The 19215-nt window shown below is 65.4% G+C and carries 18 protein-coding genes; 12 read left to right on the plus strand and 6 right to left on the minus strand.

Translation table 11 applies throughout. The features are described 5' to 3' along the window. Positions 1 to 7: 7 nt before the first annotated feature. Together AB4099_RS33600 and AB4099_RS33605 are read right to left on the minus strand one after the other, a co-directional pair. The gene (locus AB4099_RS33600; protein WP_441481277.1) at positions 8 to 1162 is read right to left on the minus strand and encodes an MFS transporter; all 1155 of its coding nucleotides are present in this window, start codon (positions 1160 to 1162) and stop codon (positions 8 to 10) included. A gap of 7 nt (positions 1163 to 1169) precedes the next feature. Next, positions 1170 to 2354 (minus strand): diaminopropionate ammonia-lyase, encoded by a 1185-nt coding sequence (locus AB4099_RS33605; protein WP_441481278.1) that lies wholly within the window; start codon positions 2352 to 2354, stop codon positions 1170 to 1172. A gap of 105 nt (positions 2355 to 2459) precedes the next feature. Between AB4099_RS33605 and AB4099_RS33610 the strand changes: the two genes are divergently transcribed. The 7 genes from AB4099_RS33610 (at position 2460) to tam (ending at position 7789) form a co-directional block, all read left to right on the plus strand. Beyond that, positions 2460 to 2948, plus strand: coding sequence for an Lrp/AsnC family transcriptional regulator (locus tag AB4099_RS33610; RefSeq protein WP_113519175.1), 489 nt, complete (start codon positions 2460 to 2462; stop codon positions 2946 to 2948). A gap of 77 nt (positions 2949 to 3025) precedes the next feature. Beyond that, positions 3026 to 3556, plus strand: coding sequence for a MarR family winged helix-turn-helix transcriptional regulator (locus AB4099_RS33615; protein ID WP_441481279.1), 531 nt, complete (start codon positions 3026 to 3028; stop codon positions 3554 to 3556). 45 nt (positions 3557 to 3601) lie between these two features. Beyond that, entirely contained in the window at positions 3602 to 4177 is a 576-nt protein-coding gene (rfbC, locus tag AB4099_RS33620; protein WP_441481280.1) for a dTDP-4-dehydrorhamnose 3,5-epimerase, read from the plus strand. Next, positions 4178 to 5233, plus strand: coding sequence for a dTDP-glucose 4,6-dehydratase (rfbB, locus tag AB4099_RS33625; protein ID WP_441481281.1), 1056 nt, complete (start codon positions 4178 to 4180; stop codon positions 5231 to 5233). Then, positions 5230 to 6123 (plus strand): dTDP-4-dehydrorhamnose reductase, encoded by an 894-nt coding sequence (rfbD, locus tag AB4099_RS33630; protein WP_441481282.1) that lies wholly within the window; start codon positions 5230 to 5232, stop codon positions 6121 to 6123. The genes rfbB and rfbD overlap by 4 nt, the downstream gene beginning before the upstream one ends. Further along, the gene (gene rfbA, locus AB4099_RS33635; protein ID WP_113519151.1) at positions 6120 to 6980 is read left to right on the plus strand and encodes a glucose-1-phosphate thymidylyltransferase RfbA; all 861 of its coding nucleotides are present in this window, start codon (positions 6120 to 6122) and stop codon (positions 6978 to 6980) included. Before rfbD ends, rfbA begins: the two co-directional genes overlap by 4 nt. Before the next feature lie 38 nt (positions 6981 to 7018). Further along, positions 7019 to 7789, plus strand: coding sequence for a trans-aconitate 2-methyltransferase (tam, locus tag AB4099_RS33640; protein ID WP_441481283.1), 771 nt, complete (start codon positions 7019 to 7021; stop codon positions 7787 to 7789). 19 nt (positions 7790 to 7808) lie between these two features. On the opposite strand, the gene AB4099_RS33645 is transcribed toward tam, so the two are convergent. After that, positions 7809 to 8156: a putative quinol monooxygenase gene (locus tag AB4099_RS33645; RefSeq protein WP_441481284.1), complete on the minus strand. Its 348-nt coding sequence runs from the start codon at positions 8154 to 8156 to the stop codon at positions 7809 to 7811. A gap of 82 nt (positions 8157 to 8238) precedes the next feature. On the opposite strand from AB4099_RS33645, the gene AB4099_RS33650 reads away from it, so the two are divergent. Further along, entirely contained in the window at positions 8239 to 8559 is a 321-nt protein-coding gene (locus AB4099_RS33650) for an ArsR/SmtB family transcription factor (RefSeq protein ID WP_113519149.1), read from the plus strand. A gap of 7 nt (positions 8560 to 8566) precedes the next feature. Here the strand turns inward: AB4099_RS33650 and AB4099_RS33655 are convergent, their stop codons facing one another. Continuing rightward, positions 8567 to 9901, minus strand: a complete 1335-nt coding sequence (locus AB4099_RS33655; protein ID WP_113519148.1) for an 8-oxoguanine deaminase — start codon at positions 9899 to 9901, stop codon at positions 8567 to 8569. Between the two features lie 410 nt (positions 9902 to 10311). Here AB4099_RS33655 and AB4099_RS33660 point away from each other — a divergent pair, with 410 nt between their 5' ends. Beyond that, positions 10312 to 10455 carry a hypothetical protein gene (locus tag AB4099_RS33660; RefSeq protein ID WP_441481285.1) on the plus strand — a complete coding sequence of 48 codons (144 nt, stop codon included), beginning with the start codon at positions 10312 to 10314 and terminating at the stop codon, positions 10453 to 10455. 135 nt (positions 10456 to 10590) lie between these two features. Continuing rightward, on the plus strand, positions 10591 to 11433 hold the full coding sequence (gene dapD / locus AB4099_RS33665; RefSeq protein WP_113519173.1) for a 2,3,4,5-tetrahydropyridine-2,6-dicarboxylate N-succinyltransferase: 843 nt from the start codon (positions 10591 to 10593) through the stop codon (positions 11431 to 11433). 120 nt (positions 11434 to 11553) lie between these two features. Here the strand turns inward: dapD and AB4099_RS33670 are convergent, their stop codons facing one another. Further along, positions 11554 to 12117, minus strand: coding sequence for a DUF1269 domain-containing protein (locus tag AB4099_RS33670; RefSeq protein ID WP_113519146.1), 564 nt, complete (start codon positions 12115 to 12117; stop codon positions 11554 to 11556). Positions 12118 to 12261: 144 nt separating this feature from the next. Beyond that, positions 12262 to 13752 carry an MDR family MFS transporter gene (locus AB4099_RS33675; RefSeq protein WP_441481286.1) on the minus strand — a complete coding sequence of 497 codons (1491 nt, stop codon included), beginning with the start codon at positions 13750 to 13752 and terminating at the stop codon, positions 12262 to 12264. Positions 13753 to 14543: 791 nt separating this feature from the next. Between AB4099_RS33675 and AB4099_RS33680 the strand changes: the two genes are divergently transcribed. Together AB4099_RS33680 and AB4099_RS33685 are read left to right on the plus strand one after the other, a co-directional pair. Further along, a complete protein-coding gene (locus AB4099_RS33680) occupies positions 14544 to 15974 on the plus strand; it encodes an aldehyde dehydrogenase family protein (RefSeq protein WP_441481287.1) in 1431 nt (476 codons plus the stop codon). Between the two features lie 553 nt (positions 15975 to 16527). Then, the coding region (locus tag AB4099_RS33685; RefSeq protein WP_441481288.1) for an autotransporter outer membrane beta-barrel domain-containing protein at positions 16528 to 19215 on the plus strand (2688 nt) is incomplete at its 3' end.

A 19215-nucleotide genomic window follows, 5' to 3' on the forward strand; every position in this document is an offset into this window, starting at 1 on the left:
GCAAAGCTCATGTGCGCAACCGCGGAGCGCTGGCTGCGACACCGATGAGCAGCGCCGCGACGACCAGGAAGGCAATGGGCAGGCTTGCGACATGCGCGAGGGCACCGATTGCTGCGGGGCCGACAAGGATACCGGCATAGCCCAGTGTCGAGATCGCGGGCACGGCGATATGCTCGGGCATCGCGTTCTGTCGGCCGATCGCCGTGTAGAGAACCGGCACGATATTCGAGCACCCCGCGCCGACAAGCGCAAACCCGGCGAGGCCTGCCAGCCAGGATGGTGCAAGCGTTGCGAGCAGGAGACCTGCCGCTGCGCAGAGGCCGCCCGATATGATGATGCGCTGGGGGCCGAGGCGCTGCACGAAGCGGTCGCCGGTCAGCCGCCCGAGCGTCATGGTGCTGGCGAAAGCCGCATAGCCAAGTCCCGCATAAGCGGCATCGACCTGGCGCAGATCGGTCAGGAAGACGGCACTCCAGTCCAGCATGGCGCCCTCGGCCAGGAAGACGACGAAGCAGAGCACGCCGATGAAGAGCACGATGCCGTGCGGAATGGCGAAGGCCGGGCCTTCGCCCTTGCTGGCATAGGGCAGGAGCCCCGAGGCTGCCCAGGCCATCGCAGCCAGGAGGATCGCGACGACGACGAGCGTGGCGAGGAGCGGCGTCGCACCCAGCATCAAGAGCCCGCTGGCCCCGGCCGCTCCGGCGATGCCACCGAGACTGAAGAGACCGTGAAAGCCGGACATCATGCTGCGCCCGCTGGCTCGCTCGACGATCACGGCCTGGATGTTGATCACGCAATCCAGCGAACCGATTCCGGCTCCGAAGACGAACAGTGCCAGGCCGAGCACCGGCAAGTGTGCGGCGGTCGCGAGAGCCGGAAGCATGAAAGCGACCAGCAGCACCGCGCCAATCAGCACGCGGCGGCAACCGAACCGCGAAGCCAGCGCGCCCGATAGCGGCATGGCCAGGATCGAGCCGGCGCCGAGGCAGAGCAGCAGCAATCCGAGCGCACCATCGTCGAGAGCCATGCGCAGCTTGGCGTAGGGCACCAGGGGCGCCCATGCCGCGATGCCGAGCCCGGCAACGAAGAAGGCAATGCGGGTCGCGGCCTGCTCTGCCCGTCCCGGCGCTCTTCCTGCCTCGATGGCGATTCGCGCGTTCATCGTCGCATTACTGGGCGGCGCGTGCCGGCAGGCCGGTCAGTTCGGCATAGCGCTCCGGATCGGTCGCGCCCTCGGTATTGATGACGAGAACGCGGGAGGTGGCGTCGAGGCCAAGCTGCTTCCTGACGGTGGGATCAGCCGCAACCCGGATGACGCCGGCCAGGCCGACACCACCGCTTTCGCCGGAGACGATGGCGGGGTCCTTGCCGGCGGGGCGCGCCAGCCGGTTCATCACCGCGATGGCCTCCTCGTCCTCGACGGTCATGAAGCCGTCGGCGACGCGAGACAGGACACGCCAGGCGATAGGCGAGGGCTCGTAGCATTCGAGCATCGCCATCACGGTCGGCTCGCCATGGACGACCTTGACCGGGTGGCCGGCCTTCGCCGTCTCGAAGATGCAGGCGGCGCGCGCAGGGTCGACCACCACGAAAACGGGGCGCTTGTCGCCGAGCGCATTGGCGAGATAGCCCGCAGCCGCAGCGGCAATGCCGCCGACGCCTGCCTGCACGAAGACATGCGTGGGCGGCTCGGCGAGTTCACGCAGTGCTTCGCGGATGATCACCGTATAGCCCTGCATCACCAGCCCGGGAATGCGTTCATAGCCTGGCCAGGAGGTATCGGAGACGACTGTCCAGCCTTCTTTCTCCGCGACACGGGCGGCTTCCGTGACCGAGTCGTCATAGGTGCCCTCGACCCGGATCATCGTCGCGCCGAAGCGGGCGATCGCCGCGACACGTTCGTCGCTGACGCGGGCATGCACGAAGATCGCGGCCCTCGCCCCGGTGAGCTGGGCGCCCTGTGCGACCGAGCGGCCGTGATTGCCGTCAGTGGCGCAGGCGACCGTCATCCCCGCCGCTACGGCCCGGACCTCGGGGCTGTTCAGCTCGGCGATATCGACTGGCCGCCCGAGCTTCCTGCTCGCCTCCTCCTGCACCAGCCGGAACACGGCATAGGCGCCGCCAAGTGCCTTGAAGCTGCCAAGGCCGAGGCGATGGCCTTCGTCCTTGACGTGGATCGCACGGACCCCGAGCTCGGCCGCCATGGCTGGCAGGGCATGCAGCGGTGTCTCGACGTGGTTCTCGCGATAGCTCAGATGGCGCTCGACCTCGGCGGCCGCGGCGATGCTCAGGGTCTCGGCATCGATCGGATCGAGCGGTTTGCGACGGTCGGGGTGGTGGTTGGGAAGAAACATCGCCGCTCCTGCGCGCTGGTACAACGAATGGATATTGCAATCATGGCGAAAAGACCGCTGTGTTTGGTCCCCTGAAATGCAAGTTTGTTTCGTTGGGCGTTGCTCTTGACCCGAACCCCTTCGCCAGCCGTCACGCTGGACAGTTTCGACCTCGCGATCCTGCGCATCCTGCAGCGCGACAACACGACGCCACAGCGTGTGATCGGCGAAGCGGTCAACCTGTCCGCGCCCGCCGTCCAGCGCCGGATCAAGCGCATGGAGGAGACGGGTGTCATCCAGGCCAATGTCGCGCTCGTCGATCCTGCCCGGCTCGGACAGGCGATCACCATCTTCGTCGAGGTGGAGCTGGAAAGCGAGCGTGCCGACCTGATCGACGCCGCCAAGCAGGAGTTCACCGCAGCACCCGAGGTGCAGCAATGTTACTACGTCACTGGCGAGGCGGATTTCGTGCTCGTCATCCTGGTGCCGAGCATGGCGGCTTATGAGGCGCTCACGCGCCGGCTCTTCTTCGGCAACAACAATGTCAGGAAGTTCCGTACCTTCGTCGCGATGGACCGCGTCAAGGTCGGGCTCGCAGTTCCGCTGCCGGAATAGTCTGCGGCAGACTCCGCTTGCCGAACGCCGCTATCCCGGATTTGGTGGGCCCTCCAGGAGTCGATCGCGGGAGCAGCATGGTTTCGACGAGGCGCCGCAAGGCCGAGGGTGGGGACAGGGACCGGGAGGTGCTCAACCTTGCGGGTTACCTGCCCTATTTCCTGACGACGATCTCGAATACCTGGTCGCGCAGTTCGTCCCGCCTCTATCTCGACCTGTTCGGTGTGGGCGTCACGGAATGGCGCATCATCTCGCAGCTCGCGATCGAGCCTTGTATCGTGGCGCAGCGCATCTGCGAGGTCATCAGCCTCGACAAGGGGGCGGTCAGCCGCGCCGTCGCGGCGCTGGTTTCCGCCGGTCATGTCTGCGAACATGCCGATAGTCGCGATGCGCGCCGGCAGGTTCTGCAGCTGACGCAGAGTGGCTACGAGCTGCATGACCGTTTGATCGCCGTAGCCCTGCAGCGCGAGAGCCTGATCCTGGCCGATTTCTCCGCGGAGGAGATTGCGGGGCTCACCGCCCTGTTGCGGCGGATCCATGCGCGGCTGCCCGAGCTGCGCGAATTTTCGCCTGATGATGCCACCGGGGTGGCGGCTGCGCGTCGTTGACAGGGGTCCGGCGGCAGGACTACCTGCGGCCAGGCAGGAGACCCCATGTCCAATTTTACCTTCGCGCCTCTCGCCATTCCCGGTCCCGTGCTGGTCCGGCCGCGACGTTTCGGCGATGACCGCGGCTACTTCATGGAAACCTATAGCCGCGAGCCTTTCGCGGCAGCGGGGATCGCGCCGGATTTCGTTCAGGACAACCAGTCGCTTTCGGCGCAGGTCGGCACCGTACGAGGTCTGCATTATCAGACTGCGCCCGCTGCCCAGGCCAAGCTCGTGCGTGTGCTCAAGGGCGCGATTTTCGACGTCGCCGTCGATCTTCGGCGCGGCTCGCCGCATTACGGGCGCTGGTGCGGGGTGCTGCTCAATGCGGACGGTGCCGAGCAGCTTTTCGTGCCGCACGGCTTTGCCCATGGTTTCTGCACGCTCGAACCCGGCACCGAGGTCGCCTACAAGGTCGACGCGCCCTATGCGCCGCGGAGCGAGGGCGGGTTGTTCTGGTCTGATCCGGCGCTTGCCATCGACTGGCCGGTGGTGGCCGGAGCCGCGACACTGTCCGAGAAGGACGCAAAGCTGCCCGGCTTTGCCGGTTTTGCCAGCCCCTTCGTCTATGAGGGCGCCTGAATGACGCGGTTTCTCATCACCGGCGGCGCCGGTTTCATCGGCTCGGCCGTGGTCCGGCATCTGATCGCAGAGACGCCGCATCAGGTGCTGGTCGTCGACAAGCTGACCTATGCCGGCAATCTCGACAATCTGAAGCCGGTCGAGACTAGTTCGCGCTACACCTTCCTGCAGGCCGATATCGGAGATCTTGCCGCGATGCGCGAGGCCTTTGCGTCGTTTCGGCCTGATATCGTGATGCATCTTGCGGCGGAAAGCCATGTCGACCGTTCGATTGATGGGCCGGGCGCCTTCATCCAGACCAATGTCGTCGGAACCTTAGTATTGCTGCAGGCGGCGCTCGACCATTGGCGCGCCCTGTCGCAGGCCGCGAAGGCCGGCTTTCGCTTCCACCATGTCTCGACCGACGAGGTCTTCGGCTCCCTGGGTGCGGAAGGCCTGTTCAGCGAGACGACGCCCTATCAGCCGACCTCGCCCTATTCGGCGTCAAAAGCCGCTTCCGACCATCTCGTGCGTGCCTGGCATCACACCTATGGGCTGCCGGTCGTGCTCTCCAACTGCTCGAACAATTATGGGCCCCATCACTTCCCGGAAAAGCTGATCCCGCTCGTCATCCTGAACGCGCTTGAAGGCAAGGAACTGCCGGTTTACGGCGATGGCGGTCAGGTGCGCGACTGGCTCCATGTCGAGGATCATGCGCGCGCCCTTTGCCTGATCGCGGAAACCGGACGTCCCGGCGAAAGCTATAATGTCGGTGGCAATGCCGAGCGCACCAATCTCGAGGTGGTGCGGGCGATTTGCGGCCTGGTCGACAGCATCGCCCCCGACGCCGCCATCGGTCCGCGCGATAAGCTGATCCGGTTTGTCACGGATCGACCCGGCCACGACCGTCGCTATGCAATCGACGCTTCAAAGATCGCCCGCGAGCTCGGCTGGAGCCCGCGGGAGAGCTTCGAGAGCGGGCTGGAGAAGACCGTGCGCTGGTATCTCGCCAATCCGGATTGGTGGGGCCGTATCCGGAACGGCCTCTATCGCGGTGAGAGGCTCGGCCTCTCGTGAACGAAGCGCCGATCCTGCTCTTCGGCGCCGGAGGTCAACTCGGCCGCGAGTTGAAGGCGCTGGCGCAGCAGCGCGGCCTTCCGCTCGTCGGGCTGGGGCGGGCTGAAGGCGACATCACGGATCGCACAGCTGTTGCAGCGGCCCTGAAGGTCCATAGTCCTGGCCTGGTCGTCAATGCTGCGGCCTTTACGGCGGTGGACCGGGCCGAGAACGAGACGCTGGCCGCCTTCGCCGTGAATGCGGAAGGGCCGGCCATACTTGCCGAGGCGACAGCCGATGCCGGCATTCCGCTCCTCCATGTTTCGACAGACTACGTGTTCGACGGCAGCAAATCCGGGCCCTATGTCGAGGGCGACCCCATCGCGCCGCTCGGTGCCTATGGCGCGAGCAAGAGCGAGGGAGAGGTCTGCATCCGAGCCTTGCAGCCGCGCCATGTCATTCTGCGGACCGCCTGGGTCTACGGCGTCCATGGCGCGAATTTCCTGAAGACCATGCTGCGCCTTGCCACCGAACGCGATGTCCTGCGCGTCGTCGCCGACCAACGCGGCTCTCCGACCGCGACATGCGACCTCGCGGAAGCGATCCTCGCCGTCCGCGCGGCGCTGATGGCCGGAGCCGAGCCCTGGGGCACCTACCATTTCGCCGGGCAGGGCGAGACGACCTGGCATGGCTTCGCCAGCGCCATCATTGCCGAGCAGGCCCGCTTCACCGGGCGGAATCCCATCGTGGACGCGATCACGACTGCAGAATTCCCGACACCGGCGCGCCGCCCGGCCAATTCGGTGCTTGAGTCCACCCGGTTCGCCGCGACCTTTGGCTATCGGGCAAAGCCGTGGCAGGAACGCATGCGCGAGGTCGTGGCCTCGTTGATGGCGCAGAGGGTTTCATGAAGGGCATCATTCTCGCCGGCGGCACCGGCACGCGGCTGCACCCGGTGACCTCGGTGGTCTCGAAGCAACTGCTGCCGGTCTACGACAAGCCGATGATCTACTATCCGCTCTCGACGCTGATGCTTGCCGGCATCCGCGAGATCCTGATCATCACCACCCCGCATGACCAGGCGCTGTTTACCCGCTTGCTAGGGGACGGGACCCAGTTTGGCCTGAAGCTCAGTTACGCCGTGCAGGCCGAGCCGCGCGGGCTTGCCGACGCCTTCATCGTCGGGCGCGATTTCGTCGGGACCGACCGCGTCGCGCTCGTCCTTGGCGACAACATCTTCTACGGCCACGGCCTGCCCGAGTTGATGGCGGAGGCGGTCGCGCGGCCGAAGGGGGCGACCGTCTTCGGTTATGTCGTCTCCGACCCGCAGCGTTATGGCGTGGTCGAGCTCGACGCGGCGGGCAAGGGCATCTCGATCGAGGAAAAGCCGGCCGAACCGAAATCCAATCTCGCTGTGACCGGCCTCTATTTCTACGACAACGATGTGCTCGACATCGCCGCCGGCATCAAGCCATCGGCGCGCGGCGAGATCGAGATCACCGATATCAACCGCGCCTACATGGCGCGCGGTGAACTTCACGTGCAGATCATGGGCCGCGGCTTCGCCTGGCTCGATACCGGCACGCATGAGAGCCTGATGGAAGCCGGCCAGTTCATCGAGATCCTGGAACGGCGCCAGGGCATGAAGATCTCCTGCCCGGAGGAAATCGCCTTCCGCAAAGGGTTCATCACTCGCGATCAGCTGGCCGAACTGGCGAAGCTGACGGGCAAATCGAGCTATGGGCAGTATCTGGCGAAGCTGCTCTGATTGCGAGCCTTCCGGCTCATGAGGATATGGAGATCGTTATGACCTGGTCGGCGCGGCAATACACGAAGTTCGAGGACGAACGGACCCGCCCGGTTCGCGATCTGCTAGCCCAGGTCCCGACGGATGCCGTGGCGAGCGCGGTCGATATCGGTTGCGGGCCCGGCAACTCGACCGAGCTTCTGCTGGCGCGCTTCCCCGACGCCGCGATCAGCGGGATGGATAGCTCCGCCGACATGATCGCGGCCGCCCGCAAGCGCCTGCCCGCGATCCGGTTCGAGATTGCCGATATCGCCTCATGGCAGCCGGCCGCCCCCTATGACGTCATCCTGTCGAACGCCGTGCTGCAATGGCTGCCCGATCACGAAGTGCTGATGCCTTCGCTCGTGGCCAAGCTTGCGCCGGGCGGCACGCTCGCGGTGCAGATGCCGGATAATCTCGACGAACCGGCCCATGTGCTGATGCGTGAGGTTGCGGCAGACGGGGCCTGGGCCGGCAAGCTTGCGCCAGCTCTGCAGGCGCGTGCAGCGCGCCATGGCGCCGACTGGTATTATCGGGCGCTGCGCGGCGGCACGTCACGGCTCGATATCTGGCGCACGACCTATCATCATCCGCTCGCCGGCGGGGCTTCGGCGGTGGTCGAGTGGTTCAAGGGCGCCGCCTTGCGTCCGCTGCTCGATCTGCTCGACGAGGCCGAGCGCGAAGCCTTCCTCACACGCTATCAGGGGCTCATTGCGCAGGCTTACCCCGCGATGCCCGATGGCATCGTGCTGCTGCCCTTCCCGAGGCTGTTCGTCGTCGCGACACGCTGAGGCGCCGCGCGAGACTCCATCAGGTGAAGGCGCTGCTCATGCGCAGCCAGCGGATGTCGAGGTCCCCCCCGAGATAGGTGTGCCGCTCGGCGAGGAATGCTGTGACATAAGGCTGGGAGAGATGGGCGCGCAGCGCTTCAACGCTGCTCCAGACTTCATAGAAAACGAAGAGATCGGCATCCCCGCGGTCGCGGTGCACATGATAGGCAAGCGCCCCTTCTTCCTGCCGGGTTGGCGCAATCAGCGCGACGAGCCGCTGCTCCAGCGCATCGGCCTGCCCGACCTTTGCGCGTGCCGTTCCGATCAAGGCATAGGGAGTACGTTCGCCCCGGTCGGGCAGTGGCAGATCCAGAGGCTGGTTGGACATTTCGGTCTCTCATGGTAAGTCAATGACCATACCTTACCATTCCAAAGGTAAGATTCAAGTCTTACCTTGACTGGCTTTGAGCATGCGCGACGCTGATGGTCATCCCGAGATGGAAGCGATGGAACTGGGCGAGGTCCTGGCCGCGCTCGCCGATCCGCTGCGTCGCCAGGTGATTGCGGCACTCGCCCGCGCGCCGGCGGGGACGGAGCGCACCTGCGCTTCCTTTGGATTGCCGGTCAGCAAGGCCTCGCTGACCCACCATTTCCGCGTGCTCCGCTTCGCCGGGCTGATCCGGCAAGTGGACCGCGGCAACAGTCGGGCGGCAGTGTTGAGAGGCGACGATATCGAGGCACGCTTTCCCGGATTGCTGTCGCTGGTCGCGAACGACCCGGCGAAGCCGTAGAGCCGCCCTAGTCATAGCGCCGCGCCGCCAGTCCATGCGCCCGCCGCAGCGCGGCGATGTCCAGCCCTGGCACCGCACCGTCGACCACCCGCCAATGCCCCGCGACCATGACACGGTCGGCCCGATTCGCGCCGCACAGCACCAACGCTGCGACGGGATCATGCGCGCCGGAGAAGCGCAGTTCGTCGAGCCGGTAGAGCGCCAGATCGGCCTGCATGCCAGGGGCGATCCGCCCGATATCGGAGCGGCCGAGGCAACGCGCCGAGCCTTCCGTCGCCCAACGGATCACGTCGCGTGCGGTCACGGCGCTGGCACTCCTGTAGTGCAAGCGGTTGATCAGCAGGGCATGGCGCAGCTCTTCCATCAGGTTCGAGCCGTCATTGGAGGCTGAGCCGTCGACGCCGAGGCCAAGCGGTGAGCCGGCGGCCTCGAGTTCGCGCGTCCGGCAGAAACCGGAGGCGAGCACGCCATTCGAGGTCGGGCAATGGCAGATCCCGACGCCGGCGCGGCCGAGCCGCTCGCATTCCTCGCAGGAGAAATGGATGCCATGCGCAAGCCAGGTCTTTGGCCGCATCCAGCCGACATCCTCCAGCAGGTCGAGCGGGCGCTTGCCGTAGACCTCGAGGCAATAGGCCTCCTCATCCTGCGTCTCGGCGAGATGGGTGTGCAGCGGAGCATCGAAGCGCGCGGCGAGTTCAGCCGATTTCGCCATCAGCGAAGGCGTCACCGAGAAGGGAGAGCAGGGCGCCAGCGCGATCTGGATCATGCTGCCTGGCTTTGGATCATGGAACAGCGAGAGCACGCGCTCACTATCGGCCAGGATCGTCTCCTCGTCCTGCACCACAGCATCCGGCGGCAGCCCGCCATCCTTCTGTGACAGGTTCATCGAGCCGCGCGAGACGGTCATGCGGATGCCGAGCGCGCGTGCCTCGTCCACGGCGATATCGACTGCGCTCTCCAACCCCTTCGGGAAGAGATAGTGGTGGTCGGCCGCAGTGGTGCAGCCGGAGAGCAGCAATTCGGTGAGTGCGATCCGCACTGCGAGCCTGAGATCATCGGGGGTCAGCCGAGCCCAGAGCGGATAGAGTGCCTTCAGCCAGGGAAAGAGCTCACGGTCGATCGCGGCCGGATGGGCGCGCGTCAGCGTCTGGTAGAAATGGTGATGCGTGTTGATCAGCCCGGGCAGCACGACATGATCAGAGGCATCGAACGCCTCGTCGACCTGCTGTGCCGGAGCGCTGCCGGCGGCCACCAGTTCGACGATGGCGCCATGCTCGACCACCACGCCGCCGCCGGCGTCCTCGGCGACGATGCCGAGCGGGTTCCTGATCCAGAGACGCATAGCCGCTCCTTGCGTATGGGGAGTGGAAATCGCTCTTCAATAGAGGAAGGCGGTAGAGGTGAGGAATAGACCGAGCGTCTTCCGTCACATCAAGGTGAGGCGTGCAGACGCCCTATGCCGGCTTTCGGCAGGCGAAAGGCAGGAACGTGCTCGAGAGCCCTCCATTGAGGGACATCAATACGAGGATATTAGCCAGCTCAAGCTCCTTTCCGCTGCGTGGACAAACATCCGCCTGTGCCGTGCAGTTGGTCGCAAGGAAGGCATCGTGCCGGGTGAGGAAATCGTCGCTCAACCCTGCCTTTCCTCGCTTGGCGATGGCCGCACCATAGGCCTCCTTGTACCGGACGCATTTCTGCGTGGTCCAATCGATATCTCGTTGGGCCTGTGCTGCGGCCTTTGGGGCTGCGCCGATGATCGTGGCCGACAAGGCGATCGCGGTCGCAGCTCGTCTTGAAAGAGAAGGCTTCATCGCAACCATGATTCCGAGATTCCCCGTCGATGTCGATGATCTTGGGGGGGCGATTGGGGCGTTCCTGCGGCCGCTGGATTCATGACGCTTCAGTACAGCCGACGCCTGGCGGCTGGCGTCGGCACGCGGTGACGAGAAGTTCGGTGGCGCGCCGCGCTTCTCCTTGACGCCGCTGCCTCGATCCGCCATCGCTCCGGCGCATTCTGAACGGAGACCGACGATGAGCCTGACCGATCTCGCCGCCACCATCGATGCCGCCTGGGAAAACCGGGCAGAGATTGGGGTCAGCACCAAAGGCGCAGTGCGCGATGCCGTCGAGCAGGCCATCGAGATGATCGATTCCGGCCAGGCCCGCGTTGCCGAGAAGGTGGATGGCGAATGGGTCACGCATCAGTGGCTCAAGAAGGCCGTGCTGCTCTCCTTCCGTCTCAACGACAACAAGATTATCGCAGGCGGGCCGGGTGAGGGCGTGTTCTGGGACAAGGTTCCCTCGAAATTCGAGGGCTGGGGCGAGAACCGCTTCCGCGCTGCCGGCTTCCGCGTCGTGCCGCCGGCCGCCGTGCGCCGCGGCGCCTTCATCGCGCCGAATGTCGTGCTGATGCCGTCCTATGTGAATATCGGCGCCTATGTCGATTCCGGCACCATGGTCGACACCTGGGCGACCGTCGGCTCCTGCGCGCAGATCGGCAAGAACGTGCACCTGTCCGGCGGCGTCGGTATCGGTGGCGTGCTTGAGCCGCTTCAGGCCAACCCGACCATCATCGAGGACAATTGCTTCGTCGGTGCCCGCTCCGAGGTGGTCGAGGGCGTGATCGTGGGCGAGGGTTCGGTAATCTCGATGGGCGTCTTCATCTCGGCCTCGACCAAGATCATCGATCGCGCCACCGGGCAGGTCCATATCGGCAAGGTGCCGCCCTATTCGGTGGTCGTTTCCGGCTCGCTTCCCGGCAAGCCGCTGAATGATGGATCGCCGGGCCCCTCGCTCTACTGCGCCGTGATCGTCAAGACGGTCGATGCCCAGACCCGCGCCAAGACCGGAATCAACGAGCTGCTGCGGGACTGATACGCGCGCTGAGACCCCGGCAGAGGCGTAGCGCCGCCGGGGTCCTTGTCGTAAGCGGTGACGAAAGGATCCCGGGCTCCGCTCTGGTTGCCCGGGATGATGTCGTCTTGATGGTGTGTTTCACCCCACGGGCGAAGGTGCTTCGCCGGCCGTCGGGGTTGCTGTCGCGCCGGGCGTCGAAGGATGTTCGCCTGCTCCAGGCGACGCCGAGATCGCGTCGCGCAGGGCTTGCTCGCGCGTGTGGTCGAGCGATGTCTTCAGCACCACGCCACCCGTGCCCTTGATCGCTTCCAGCACCTTGTCGCCGGTCATCTTGCGGATCAACAGGAAGAGCGCGGCGTTGCCGGGCTGCAGGCTGGTCGAGAGTTCCTTCATGAAGCCGTCATTGACGCCGTAGTCGGTCAACGCGCCGCCGAGCGCGCCGGACGCCGCGCCGATGGCAGCGCCGAACACCGGCATCAGGAAGATCGCGCCGATCAGCAGGCCCCAGAAGCTGCCTGAGACCGCCCCGAGCGCGGTGGTGTTCATGAGCTGGTTCAGCTTGATCTTGCCGCCCTCATGCATGACCGCGATCGCCGCGTCGCCGAGCTCGATCAGGTATTCCTTCTGCAGGGAGATGACTTTCTGGCGCATCTCCTCGGCCTTGGCCTCGGTCGGGTATACGATGACGACGAGATCGGACATGGGGCTCTCCTTTGGCGGGCAAACTCAACCTGCCGCGCGGCTGTGACAGAGTTGCGGCAATGCGAGATTGCGCTCCGGTTTAGCCTGCCGGCAACCCCGCCGGTTTGATGCTCGTCAAACGCGGACGAGGATGCTTGTGCCGCCCTATTCGCCTGCGATTTCCTTCGCAGCCTCGATGGCGCGGCCGCGCAGCGGCATTTCCTTCATCCTGAACAGGAAGAACAGGGCCAGTGCAAAGCCCGCGAACGTCGCTGCGAAGACATATTGGAACAGCATGATCATGGTGGCGCGGTCCGCCGTTCCGCTCCGCAGCGTCTCGGCCGTAACGCCCGAGCCTGCCCCGATGCCGCCGAGCACGATCGCTCCGAACACGGCGACGATCAGCGCCCCGCCGATCTGCCGGAAGAAGTTCGCCGTTGCCGTCGTGGTGCCGAGCTGGTGGGGCTGGACGGCATTCTGGATCGAGACGGTGGCGACCGGCAGCAGGGTGCCAAAGCCGAGGCTGATCACGGCCAGCACGATACCGAAGGGGATGAGCGACATCCTGCCAGCGAAGGCGATGAGCAGTGCGGTCCCGATCAGGGCGATGCAAAGCCCGGCCATCGGCACGCGCTTGTAGTGCTTGAGGAGGGTCATCGCCCGCCCCGATGCGGTTGCGCCGATGACGGTGCCGCAGGTCAGCGGGATCAGTCCCATGCCGGAATTGGCCGCCGAGAGGCCGGCGACCGTCTCGAAATAGAGCGGCAGATAGATGGTGAGCCCGATGAAGGTGCCCATGCCGAAGCCGGCGGCGATCGTGCCCATCCGCACCACCGGATTGGCCAGGATCGCGAGCGGGATCAGCGGCTCCTCTGCGGTCTTGAGACGCATGGCGAACGCGATCCAGAGCAGTGCCGACAGGCCGACCAGCCCGAGGATCGGCGCCGAGGCCCATGGATAATGCACGCCACCCCAGGAGAGCGCGAGCAGCAGCGTCACCGTTGCGCTCGTCATCAGCCCGGCGCCGAGGAAATCGAGTTTGTGCGGTCGCTCATGCCGCGGCAGGCGCTTCAGCGCCTTGTCGGTCATCAGGTAGGCGAAGAGCCCGAGCGGCAGGTTGATCCAGAAGATCACCGACCAATGCAGCGCCTCGGAGATCACCCCGCCGAGCACCGGTCCGAGCAGCGAGGAGGAGAAGAAGACGCTGGCGATGTAGACCTGATATTTTCCGCGCTCCTTCGGCGGCACCATGTCGCCGATAATGGTCTGCGCCATCGAGATCAGCCCGCCGCCACCGAGCCCCTGGACGAAGCGCGCCACCACCAGCAGCCAGAGGGACGATGCCAGTGCGCAGGCAACCGAGCCGACGATGAAGATCACGATGCCGGCGAGCAGCGTGACCCGCCGCCCATGGATGTCGGCGACCTTGCCGTAGAGCGGCGTCACCGCGGTCGAAGCCAGCAGATAGGAGGTCACGACCCAGGGCAGATGCGTGACGTCGCCGAGCTCGCGCCCGATCGTCGGCATGGCGGTCGCGACAATGGTCTGGTCCAGCGCTGCCAGGAACATGGCGAGCATGATGCCAATGATGATGGAGCGGATATCCGCTTCCGACAGAGCCGGCTTCTGCTCATCGGTCTCGACACGCTTGTCCATCGATCTGCAACGCCTGCCCTGTGTTTTGGGGAATAGCAGACTGTAGGATTCCATTGATCCATGCGCCAGCGGCGCCAAGCGCAAGGCAGGGCTGTGAACCAGGGCGGTCACGGATTTGTGTCGAGCCGATTGCGCATACAGAATGGGCAATGAGGTGGGCATGACCTGCGGCCGGCCTGGGATCTTGACCGCAGCAAGCCCTGTTCCGGGAGATGCTGGGTATGGAGCAGTCGAAACCAGACGATTACGTTCATTACCACAAGGATGTTACCGCCTGGGCCCGGGCCAGATGCTCCATGGAGTGGCCACCGGCTATGGGGAATGGTTCCGCAGGGATGGCGTTCGCATGCGCTCGGGCTGTTTCGAGCGTGGCGAGCAGGTTGGGGAGTGGACCACCTATGACCGCAACGGCGCCGTTTACAAGGTGACGATGATCAAGCCTGGGAAGTGACGCTGAGCCCTCGCGCAGCTGAAACGGATTGTCGCTGCAGATCGACCGCAAGCTCCAGCCGCCTGGCGTGCATGACGGTCATTCCAGCAAGGCCCGCCTGCTGACGGTGACAAGCGCGTGACGCCCGCCTATCGTCGTATCCATGCTGCCATAGCGCCAAACATTCCGTCAGGTGGAGCTGGACGAGCCGCTCGCGAGGGCGATGCGCGCTGGCCGGATCCGCCGCCAATTACGGTCGCCAGCTTCAGGGGCTGCGGCCGCCTCGCTGCCGTTCCCCGGACATCGCCTGTTCAGGGACGAGCATTACTTCCCCCAAAGACCAGCCGACGGAGACCGCACCATGTCGCATGCCCTGCAATTCTACATCGATGGCCAATGGGTCCAGCCGATGGGCAACAAGACCCTCGAGGTCATTGACCCCTCGACCGAGGAGGCCTTTGCCACCATCGCGCTTGGCACCGAGGCCGACGTCGACAAGGCGGTCGCTGCCGCACGCGCCGCCTTCCCGGCCTTTGCCGCGACGTCGAAGGCGGAACGCCTCGCCCTGATGCGCCGCCTGCTTGAGGCCTACAAGGCGCGCTATGCCGATATCGCGGACGCGCTGTCGCAGGAGATGGGTGCGCCGAAGGATCTGGCGCATCGTGCGCAGGCCGGAATGGGCACGGCCCATCTCGCCAAGATGATCGAGACGCTCGAAAGCTTCGAGTTCGAGGAGCTGCGCGGCACGACGCTGATCGCCAAGGAGCCGATCGGCGTCGTCGGCATGATCACGCCCTGGAACTGGCCGCTGAACCAGATCATGTGCAAGGTCGCACCGGCTCTGGCCGCGGGCTGCACCATGGTGCTGAAGCCGAGCGAGATCGCCCCGATGAACGCGATCATCTTCGCGGAAGTGATGCACGAAGCGGGCGTGCCGAAGGGCGTTTTCAATCTCGTCAATGGCGATGGTCCGACGGTCGGCGAAGCGATTTCGCGCCATCCGCAGGTCGATATGGTTTCGTTCACCGGCTCGACCCGCGCCGGCATCCTTGTCGCCAAGGCGGCGGCCGACACCGTCAAGCGCGTACATCAGGAACTCGGTGGCAAGTCGGCGAACATCATCCTCGATGATGCCGACCTGAGCCATGCGGTGAAGCTCGGCGTCGAGAGCGTGATGCGCAACAGTGGCCAGTCCTGCAACGCACCGACCCGGATGTTCGTGCCGGCGGAGCTGCACGATAAGGCGGTCGCAATCGCCAAGGCAACGGCCGAGCCGCTCAAGGTCGGCGCTGCTTCGGCGGAAGGCACCTGGCTCGGGCCGGTCGTCAGCGAGACGCAGTACAACAAGATCCAGGCACTGATCGAGGCCGGCATCAAGGATGGCGCCGATCTCGTCACCGGCGGTCCGGGCCGCCCCGAGGGCCTCAATCGCGGCTATTTCGTCCGCCCGACCGTGTTCGCCAATGTCACGGACGACATGACGATCGCGCGCGAAGAGATCTTTGGGCCAGTGCTCTCGATTCTGCCCTATCGGACGGAAGAGGAAGTCGTCACCCGCGCCAATGACACGCCCTACGGGCTTGCGTCCTATGTCCAGTCCGGCTCGCTGGAACGCGCCCGCAAGGTCGCGGCGCAGATGCGCAGCGGCAATGTCTACATCAACTACCCGGCCTGGGATGCTGGCGCCCCCTTCGGTGGCTACAAGCAGTCGGGCAATGGCCGTGAATATGCCGATTTCGGCCTCGAGGAATTCCTCGAGATCAAGGGCACGGTCGGCTACGCCACGGCCTGATCCGGGCGGCTTGCCGCATCCCTTCCGGTCGAGGCGATGCGGTGATGCTGGGACGGTGGATGCGGATCGAGATCGTGTCTCGATCCCGGCAGTCGGACGGCGCGGGTCTCGGCTTGCATCGGGTCGTACAGGGGCGACTTCGGCGTCCAAGCCTCTGTGAGAGTTGCCCCGGCGAGGCCATGTTTGCGCAAAGGGGCGTGTGCATCACTGCGCACGCCCTTTCTCGTCTCTGCGCGGCATTGAAGGGCGCATTCCGTCTCTTATGCGCCGGATGCAGGTTTATCTACGTTACAAGAACACCAGGAGCGCGAAATAACATCACAATATGCGGTTGATAGATTTTGGCCGGAGAGCGTGCCGTAATTGGGGCGCGTCGATTATTAATCAGGGTTCGGAATATTCAGGGCGCGGGACGATTTCGACTCGATACGGCCATGTGATGTGAATGGTTGTTCAAATTCTCGAATGAAATGATTTACTAATTTCTTGACAATTTTATGAATTCCCTTGGGGTATGTGCTTGCTATTGGGCGTTGAAGACCCAGGGGGGCGCATGCGGCCGCTACGGAGTTATCCTCGTGCCATCACGGGGCTGGCGGCCTTGTCGACGGTGAGTTGGTTCGCGCTTGGCGTGACGCCGTCCCACGCTCAAACAGCATGGCAAGGCGTTTCTCTCGATTGGCATACCGCGTCGAACTGGTCGCTCGGCGCCGTCCCGACTGGCGCCACGACAGTGACCATCGGCGCTGGCTCGCTGATTGCGCCGTCCATTACTGCTGCCGGGGCGTCCGCGAACCTGCTGCACATTGGCGCGATCGGCATGACATCATCGCTGACGGTATCGACCGGCGGCTCGCTCACCGCGGCCGCGACGACCGTCGCAAACCTCGCCGGAGAGACGGGATCGGCCAACCTGATCGGCGGGGCCTGGTCCGGCGACTACCTCTATGCCGGCTACAGGGGCCAGGGCAGCTTCACCGCTTCGGGCGGTGCGGCGGCAAATTTTGCGGCTTTCGTGACGACCGGCTCCTTCGCCGGCTCTGCCGGAACGATCACGCTCTCGGGAGCAGGGACCACCTGGTATAATGGCAACGGCCATATTGTCGGCGAATCCGGGCAAGGCACCTATCAGGTTCTCGCCGGCGCCAAGGCCGACGACCGCGCTATCACCGCCGGCTACAACGTGACGGGTGTGGGGGCGGTCACCGTCAGCGGCGCCACCTGGAACATCCGGGGCACATTGATGGCTGGTTACGGGGGACGCGGCGATGTCGTCATCTCCAATGGCAGCTCGGTTGCGGTGGCGGTCAACACGGGTGTCGGCGAGTTCGCGTCAAGCCGGGGCTCGCTCATCATCGATGGCGCCGGTTCAAAGCTTAAGGTTGGCGGCTATTCGGTCTTTGGAATGAGTGGCCAGGGCAGCGGCCTTGTCTCGAACGGAGCTGTTGTCCAGACGAACCAGGGCATCCTCGCCTGGCAAACAGGTTCGCGTGGCGATCTGCGGGTGACGGGCGCGAATTCGCAGTGGCTCGGTACCAGCTATCTGATGGTCGGCAATCTCGGCGTCGCGGACGCCACGATCGACAGTGGCGGCAGGGTTCGCATCGACGACGGTCGCGGCATGCTTGTCATCGCCAACAGTGCCGGCTCGACGGGCACCGTGAATATTGGCGCGGCGGCAGGAGCAGTCGCCCGCGCGCCTGGCTTCATCGATGTAACGGAAATCCGCTTTGGCCGCGGCTCCGCGCGGCTCGTGTTCAATCATACCGATACAAACTATGTGGTTGGCGCGACGTTGACCGGAATTGGAGCGATCCTGCACGAAAGTGGGACGACGATCCTGAGGGGAATGAACACCTTTCGGGGGACGACGACGGTGAACGGTGGTTCGCTGATCGTGAACGGATCGCTGGCGGCATCGTCAGGACTGACCGTCGCGGCGGGCGCACGGCTCGGCGGCTCCGGTCAGTTGCCCTCGACGATGGTGAACGGCACGCTGGCGCCCGGCAATTCGCCGGGAACGCTGACCGTCAACGGCACCCTGACCATGGGCGCGGGCTCGGTCTACGAGGCCGAGATCCAGGGTTCGGTCTCGGACCGGGTCAATGTCACGGGCACCGCGAGCCTCGCAGGCACGCTCAGGTTGGGCGCCCTGGGCGGGCCCTATTCCTTCACCACGCTCTATACGCTGCTTTCGGCGCAGGGCGGGCTCGGCGGGACGCGCTTCGGCACGCTCGATTCGACCGGCAGCTTCGGGGCCGGCATCGGCACGAGCCTGGCCTATACCGCCAGTGACGTATTGCTCACGCTGTCACCAAAGCCGCTGGCCAGCTTCGTCGGATCGCCCTCGAACGCGTTTTCGGTCGCAGCCGGTCTCGACCGGGCGGTGGCGGGCGGAGCCGATCCGTCTTCGCTGTTCGGCATCTACAACCTGCCGGCCGCGGCGATCCCCGGGGCGGTGAACCAGCTTTCGGGCGAGGCCCATACCGCAGCGCCGGCCATGGCGGTCTCGGCCGCCGACCAGTTCCTGCGGGCGATGCTCGATCCCTTCGCGGCGGGCCGTGGCAGCGCGGGGGCTGCAGCACCTGGCGAAGCCTCCTTCTCCGGCCTCGCCCGTAAGGGCGCCGATGGGGCGGGCCCGGCGGCGCGGCTCGACATCCCGGCCTATACCGTCTGGGGCGCGGCCTTCGGATCGGTCGGGCGCAGCGACGGCAGTGCGCGCATCGGCTCGGCCAGGCGCGATCTCGACGATGCGCATCTCGCCGTCGGCGCCGATTTCAGGATCATGCCCGGCACGGTCGCGGGCTTTGCGGTCTCCGGCGGCAGCGCCCGGTCCTCGCTCGCCGGCGGTCTCGGCAAGGCCGAGGCCGATGTCGTCCAGGCCGGCCTCTACGGCACGACCCGGCTCGGCCCGCTCAATCTTGCCGCTGCCTTCGGCTATGGCCGGCTCGAGAACGAGGTCAAGCGCGCGATCCCGGTGCTCGGCAGCGCACTCTCCTCCTCCTATGCGACGACCGCCTGGAGCGGCCGGCTGCAGGCGAGCGCCGCCGTGCTCGACTGGAACGGCCTGACGCTCTCGCCGCTCGCGGCGCTGCAGGCGATCCAGGCGCGCAGCCCGGCGCTGACCGAGGCGAACTGGGCCGGCGCCAATGCCGGTGCGCTCACTCTGGCGAAGCGCAACGACATCACCTCGCGCAGCGAGCTTGGCCTGCAGCTCGACTACGCCAGCGGGCTGAACGGG

The organism is Allobosea sp. 2KB_26 (assembly GCF_052115715.1).
Taxonomy (GTDB): Bacteria; Pseudomonadota; Alphaproteobacteria; order Rhizobiales; family Beijerinckiaceae; genus Allobosea.